This window comes from Microcystis sp. M53602_WE12, from assembly GCF_030065455.1.
Lineage (GTDB): Bacteria > Cyanobacteriota > Cyanobacteriia > Cyanobacteriales > Microcystaceae > Microcystis > Microcystis aeruginosa.
This window is the reverse complement of the sequence record NZ_JASJFB010000270.1, coordinates 1-7,368: the sequence shown is the minus strand read 5'-3', so window position 1 is coordinate 7,368 and position 7,368 is coordinate 1. Positions and strand designations below refer to the sequence as shown.

The following is a 7,368-nucleotide window of genomic DNA, read 5'->3' as shown; positions in this document are numbered from 1 at the left end:
TCCTTATCTGGCAAAAGACTTAATTGATTAGTTCGCTCTAGATAAAAAACAATTGACAAAAATCGCTAAATGCCTTTCTATATAAGGGTTCCATCCCTTATAACCCCCGTCCATTGCATAACACAAACCGAAGAGCCAAAAGCTTAATCAGCAAAGGTTTAACTGTGCCACCCAGGGGTGAGAACCGCTATAATATCCCTTATCAAGGAGTCGTAGGCGGGGGGATGAAACTTAAAGCGATTGCGTTTTTTTATTAAAAAATCAGGTGTTATTGTTGATAAGTTTTGCTGTTAGCAGGGGAATTTTGGGGGGCAGTTTTGAGGTTTGATCCCCCCAACCCCCCTTGATAAGGGGGGCTTTTTACTGGTTGAATTTGATCCCCCCAACCCCCCTTGATAAGGGGGGCTTTTTACTGATTTAAGATGATTGGTTAATTGCATAGGTTTGATCCCCCCAACCCCCCTTATCAAGGGGGGCTTTTTACTGGTTTAAGATGTCTAAATCTGTGATATATTACAGGTTACAAGTCTCTGCGCGAGAAAAGTGATATACCACCTCACAAACCCCTCTTCATCCTTCTTCAAGGGTAGGTGTGCGTGCTTACTACCATCTAATAAAAAAGTTAGCTGATCATAGCTCAACAAGTCTCCGCCCCTGCGCCAACCCACCTCGTCAGCGAATTTTTTATACACATCATAATCGTATTCCCCTGGGACACCACCGCAATCCAGCCAGACTTTTTTCTGCACAGAAAAGCCAAATTTGCCGCCGCTATTATCTACCCAGAGCTTGTCAATGGTGCGTAACTCTTCACAGGGAAAGTTGTTAATGCTTTCTTCATCTAGCCAGCCTTCATCTTCCCTTTTAGCAATTAACAACATTAACCGCGCCGTTTCCTCATCGGCTTTGCGCCATTGGCCATTTTTCAGATAGGTTTCTAGTTGTGTAAAGAGAGAAGTCTGTCGTTTTTGTTCTAAAAATTCCAAACCTCGACGTTTTTTAACAGGTAATTCTCGATAACATCGCTCCGCTAATCCCTGAGCTTTAGGATTAGATTGATTATAAAAATAGACAATAAAATCAGTCGGATTAATCAATAAAGTAGCATACATAATGCAAGCCTCGTACCAGAGATTTTGCTCCCAATTTTCCTTGAGTAAATTTTCTTGCTTTAACCGTTTAACTTCCAAAGCGATTAAATAGGATTGAAAAAAATTATGGGCAAACTCATAGTATTCATCTTTTTTCAAAATTAACTCACTCACATGAATTAACCGCTCTACAAAATCCTTAGCCGAAGTGCTTTCAGGATAACCCAATTCCTGAATAAAATTTTGTATAGAACTCAGTAATTCCGAATATTCAATCGTGGTTGTATTTCCCATTTTCAGGGCTAACTGTTGTAATACCCGTTGACGATGATTTTCCTCATTATTATCTAAAATCATATCAATGCCCCTAGCTTGAGGGCGAGTGATCAATTGCAGATCAAAAATTCGGCGAAATAAATCCACTCGTTGCTGAGGTAATTTTTGTCCCGAGCCAAAGTTTGCCCGATGTAACTGTACTATCATATTCAGATTTAAGGGATTTCTCGCCAAGGCTAATAGAGTAGAACTTTCCCCGGAATCATCGAGAGCAAATAACTGATTAATTAAATCCTTTGCTTTATTATCGGCAGCTTCTTGTTTAGCTTTTAAACTTCTGCTAACTCTGGTTTCCTGCTCTTGCCAGAAATACCATTTATACACAAAATCCCGAATATTTTTATCGGTAAATTCATTAATAAACACCTTTTGCCGATGTTTATGCTCAGAGCTATAGCGGTGTGCAGTCGTATGAGGTACAGTGTCACGAGCTATAAACCATGCTAGGCAAAGCTTGGTTTGTATCTCACTCAAGCGCTTACCGCTATAAACGCTTGATAGCCTTTGGGACGAGAGGTTAAAATAAAATAGTTTTGGCGAAAATCATGCCACTGTTTGCCAATCCATTGACTGACTTTTTCGGCATATTCGGGTTTAACTTCATCAAAACCATCAAACATCACTAACATTCGCTGACGGGTTAAATGACTTTTAGCCCAGTTCTGAGGTAAATCTAATTCTTGAGAAATATCTTGTTTAAGATGTCGCTCAATTAAAGTCGGTAAATCTAATCCTTCTGTGGTGGTAATCACTTCCTGCCATCTCCGTAAACGTAAAAAGACAGGAATTAAAAAAGGTGCATTTTGTTTCGGTTGTTTTAGAGCGTAGTTATAGGCTAAATGACGCAATAAAGTTGTTTTTCCTCGTCCACCAGGAGCCAGAATTAACAACCGTAAATTTGTCCTCTTTTTAGCCCGACGCAATAAATCCCAAATATCATCCCCCGTACCTTTAGATTCTTCTTCTGAGCGCAGTTCTAATTGACTCAGATCCAAATTAATAAAAATTTCTTCCAGTTCCGGAGTAGAAAAACCAAAGATTGCATCTTCAATCCCTTCAATATCATCATAACGACAATCTGAATCCCGTAATTTAATTAAATATTTCCCGTCAGGATTAGCTAATTGCCAACGTATTTTTTCCAGTCTTTTGTCTAGCCAAACAAAAAAGCTTAAAGCTGTACCTTTACCATGATTTTTACCTTTGGTTCTTGCTATTTCTAAAAACCCTTGACTCCAGGCTGATCCGTAGGTAAAAAAGCCCGTGACGATAAAAGTGACTCCCCCGACAATAATCGCCTTAACCGTGTCATGTTGACTAAGCCAAGTTAAGCCGCCTGTAATGCTACCCCCGATAATTGGAAGGGAAGGAGCGGAGGTTCGGAGTTGATGGGCAACAAAAGCAGTGATTTTTCCCGTCCAAACTTCAGCCTGTTCCTTTTCCTGGTCAAAATCTGATTCTTTTTTCTCTTCAGATTCGGATTCTTCCGGCTTTGCGGTTTTATCGTCCATAAACCCCCTTTGATCAACCTCTTCTAATTATACTAGACCCCTTTAGAGTGGTGTTATTGGCTTATAAGTAGGTAGGCGTTAAAAATTATCAGACACCCCCCTTATCAAGGGGGGATTAAGGGGGGATCGGCACCCCCCTTATCAAGGGGGGCAGGGGGGATCGAACCGGAAATGTCGCTTTTTTATCCCGATGGACAAGCTTTCACTAGCTATAATCAGGAAAAACAACGAGCGGAACGATTAGCCAATAAACTGCGGGAATTAGGCCTTAATCCTGACGAAATCTAAGTTTATCTCTTGATCGCAGTTTAAAGTTAATCTTTGTTAAGAGACAACTAAAAAATAGCCATAGTGGGCTATATGTATTTTCAGTATGATGAAGTTAGTTGGCTTAGTACAAAAAAAGGTGGGCAAGTCCCACCTTTATCACTAAACTATTGTCCTTGCTCCACTGCTGCCACCATCAATAAAGTCTTGAGGACAGAATCAGGATTAAGACTGATAGAATCGATGCCTAATTCCACTAAAAATTGAGCAAATTCGGGGTAATCACTGGGGGCTTGACCACAGATACCGATTTTGCGATTATGGGCTTTAGCGGTTTCAATGGCCATTTTCACCATGCGTTTAACTCCCTCATGCCGTTCATCAAAAAGATGGGCAACTAGGGCAGAATCCCGATCTAATCCTAAGGTTAATTGGGTCAAATCATTAGAACCGATCGAAAATCCGTCAAACACCTGAGCAAATTGGTCGGCAAGAATTACATTACTTGGTAACTCACACATCACATAAACTTGCAAACCATTAACCCCGCGTTCGAGACCATTTTTCGCCATTTCTTCGAGGACTCTCATCCCTTCTTCGGGGGTACGACAGAAAGGAATCATCGGAATCACATTAGTTAATCCCATTTCTTCCCGGACCATTTTCAGCGCCCGACATTCCAAAGCGAAAGCCTCGCGATAATTAGGATCAGTATAACGGGAAGCGCCGCGCCAACCGATCATCGGGTTTTCTTCCTTGGGTTCAAAGGGTTTGCCACCCAATAAATTAGCGTATTCATTGGATTTAAAATCGGACATCCGCACAATTACATCTTTGGGGTAGAATGCGGCTGCAATCATGGCAATTCCCCGGGCCAATTTATCGACGAAAAATTGGGGTTTATCCTCGTAGTGTTTGGTTAATTCGGCGATTTGGTCTTTTACGTCTCCTTCTTCCAATTCGTGGAATTTCAGCAAGGCGCTGGGGTGGGCCTGAATATGGTTAGCGATAATAAACTCTAGACGCGCTAAACCGACCCCTTGGGCAGGAATATCGGCAAAAGCGAAGGCTTTTTCGGGATTACCGATATTCATGAGGATTTTTGTCCGAGTTTGGGGCAAATTGTCCAGGGGAGTTTCAAGAATTTCAAAGGGTAGCAATCCGAGGTAAACTTTCCCTTCATCCCCTTCCGCACAGCAAACGGTGACTTCCTGACCGGTTTTAATCGTTTCCGTGGCATTATTGCAACCCACGATCGCCGGAATGCCCATTTCTCGCGCGATAATAGCGGCATGGCAAGTACGACCACCCTGATTAGTAACGATCGCGCTTGCTTGTTTCATAATCGGTTCCCAGTCGGGATCCGTGCGATTGGTGACGAGAACTTCTCCCGGTTTAAAGTTGTTGATTTTATCTACACTGAGGATGACTCTGGCTTTTCCTTGACCGATTGCTGCACCTACACTTCGTCCCACCGCTAAAACTTGACTTCTTTCTTTAATTTCGTAGGATTTAAGGATATTAGCGGCTTTTTGCGATTGTACGGTTTCTGGGCGCGCCTGAACGATAAAGAGTTCTCCCGTGATCCCATCTTTTGCCCATTCGATGTCCATGGGGGTGTAGGTTCCGCGCACTTGCGAGTAATGTTCCTCGATTTGGGTCGTCCAACGGGCTAAAGTGAGGATTTCTTGGTCACTAATGCAGAATTGATCCTGTTCTAGCTTGTTAACTCGGATATTCTTGGTTAGACGCGATCCTCCATCATCGTAGATCATCTTGATGGCTTTACTGCCGAGGCGTTTGTCGAGGATGGGTTTGTAACCGTTTTTAAGAGTGGGTTTAAAAACCAGATATTCGTCGGGGTTAACGGCTCCTTGCACGACATTTTCCCCTAAACCGTAGGCTGCGGTGATTAAAGTGGCATTTTTGAACCCTGTTTCCGTATCGATGGAAAACATCACCCCGGAGGTGGCTAGATCTGAACGCACCATTTTTTGGACACCGACGGAAAGGGCGACGGCAAAGTGATCGAAACCGTTATGATGACGGTAGGAAATAGCGCGATCGGTGAATAAAGAGGCAAAACATTTATGGCAAGCTTCTAAAACTCCCCTTACCCCTTGCACGTTGAGATAGGTTTCCTGTTGTCCGGCAAAACTCGCTTCTGGTAAGTCTTCGGCAGTGGCGCTTGAGCGAACGGCCACATCTATGGAATGATAGAGATCATCGCCATAACGTTCACAGAGTCGGCGATAGGCAATAGCGATCGCATGACTTAAATCATCGGGGAACGGTGTATTGAGAATTAATGTGCGTGCTTGTTTACCTTTTTCTTGCAAGTTTTGGACATCGTTTTCGTCTAAATCTTGGAAAATTTGTCTTAATTGTGCGTCTAGTCCGGCTTTTTCGACAAAGTGACGGTAAGCGTAAGCGGTGGTGGCGAATCCTGTGGGGACATTAATCCCTTTCGGGGTTAATTGTTGGATCATTTCGCCTAAGGAGGAGTTTTTGCCGCCGACTAATCCTACATCTTTGCTGTCTACTTCTTCAAACCACAGAATTAATGCTTGTTCTCTAGAGGTTCTCGCAACATCTTGTAGTAGCATCATAAGTATTTTTACCTCTGTACTTTATACTTTCAGTTTAGCGACATACCATCTTCAAAAACCCTTGAGTTTGATATTTATTTACAAAACTATATAATAGCAAACTCAGCTACGATCACCCTATCTCTAAAGGGTTTAATTGTCTAGCTACTTAACACAAAAATTAACAAACTAATCAGGAGTCTCAACAGTAACTTTCCTCAATGATAGCCTTAGTTATCTCAAAATAGTTACAGCAGTTATCTCAATGGTGAGATAGGAAGTTTTCGTTTTGGGGAGTCGGTCGTCAGCAGTCAGGAGTCAATACCAAATTAGGTTAGACTTTTTTTATGAGAAGGGCTGTAATTTAGCTTTAGGCATTTTCAAAGTCTGATAATAGTTCTTCTTCTGTTAAGTCAATCATCCCTACGCCAAAATCGGTCAATCTCAATAAAAAATTAACCCTATCCACTCCTAATAAATTGGCAGCCATACCCGATGAAATACGTTTCATCTCAAAGAGTTTTACTACCATAGCCCAAGTTGCTTCTCTCTCGAATTCCTCGCGGTTTTTTTGAAGAAAGTCGGGTAAATTTTCAGGATAATTTATGGTGAGTTGTAAAGTCATATATCGTGCTATATTTGTCCCATTTTTCTAGGTTGGATTTCACCTAGTTTAGCTCCATCCAACCTAGATTTATTTATATTTGTGTGATGGTGACATCAACAGTTTTAACCGTAGTTCCCAAACTGGATAAGGGAGGTTGAATTTCCTGTTCATTACCCACCACAAGAGTCACAATTTGATTCGGTTGCAGATATTGTTGGGCCACTCGTTGAATATCGGCAATTGTCACCCCTTTTACCGCTTGTTGATAACGGAAGATAAAATCTTGGGGATAACCATAGTATTCATAGGTCATCAATCGCGATAAATTCTGACCAGGTTTCTCAAACTTAAAAACAAAAGAATTGAGAATAGCATTTTTAGCATCTTCCAATTCTTTGGCAGTAACGGGTTGATTGCGAAGGCGCTCGATTTCGCCTAAAATTGCCTTAATAAAAGGCACGGTAGCATCGGTGCGAGTTTGACCTCCGGCAATAAATAAACCAGGATAATCATAACGACTATTCCAGATACCATAGACAGAATAAGCTAATCCTTGACGGGAGCGCACTTCATTAAATAAACGACCACCAAAACCGCTTAAAATCTCATTTAATACCGTTAAAGCGGGATAGTCGGGACTATCCAAACGACCACCAAGATGACCTAATAAAACGCTACTCTGGGTTAATTGGGGTTGATTGACGACAAAGACACCTTGAAGATTTTTTTGGGTTGCCGAAGGGGTGACAATTTTAGTGGCAGTGGCGGGATTTTTCCAATCGCCAAAAGTCTTATTGATTAATGCTTTCATCGACTGAGAATCAAAATCACCGACAATTCCTAAAATTATTTGGTCGGGACGGACATAGGTACGATAAAAATCGATTAAATCCTGACGGTCAATATTAGCTAAAGTGCTATATTCTACAGTACGAGCGTAGGGGCTATTATCACCATAGACTAGCTTT

At 41.7% G+C, this 7,368-nt stretch carries 5 protein-coding genes; all 5 read right to left on the bottom strand.

Going from position 1 to position 7,368, the window contains the following annotated elements; genetic code table 11:
* Positions 1 to 497: 497 nt before the first annotated feature.
* Positions 498 to 1,793 carry a GUN4 domain-containing protein gene (locus PX482_RS09825; RefSeq protein ID WP_288096559.1) on the bottom strand — a complete coding sequence of 432 codons (1,296 nt, stop codon included), beginning with the start codon at positions 1,791 to 1,793 and terminating at the stop codon, positions 498 to 500.
* A gap of 104 nt (positions 1,794 to 1,897) precedes the next feature.
* Positions 1,898 to 2,938: an NACHT domain-containing protein gene (locus tag PX482_RS09820; protein WP_288096557.1), complete on the bottom strand. Its 1,041-nt coding sequence runs from the start codon at positions 2,936 to 2,938 to the stop codon at positions 1,898 to 1,900.
* Between the two features lie 434 nt (positions 2,939 to 3,372).
* Positions 3,373 to 5,814 carry a phosphoenolpyruvate synthase gene (ppsA, locus tag PX482_RS09815; protein WP_002757719.1) on the bottom strand — a complete coding sequence of 814 codons (2,442 nt, stop codon included), beginning with the start codon at positions 5,812 to 5,814 and terminating at the stop codon, positions 3,373 to 3,375.
* Positions 5,815 to 6,163: 349 nt separating this feature from the next.
* Positions 6,164 to 6,418: a UPF0175 family protein gene (locus PX482_RS09810; protein WP_002757721.1), complete on the bottom strand. Its 255-nt coding sequence runs from the start codon at positions 6,416 to 6,418 to the stop codon at positions 6,164 to 6,166.
* Positions 6,419 to 6,491: 73 nt separating this feature from the next.
* The coding region (locus PX482_RS09805; RefSeq protein WP_288094410.1) for a M16 family metallopeptidase at positions 6,492 to 7,368 on the bottom strand (877 nt) is incomplete at its 5' end.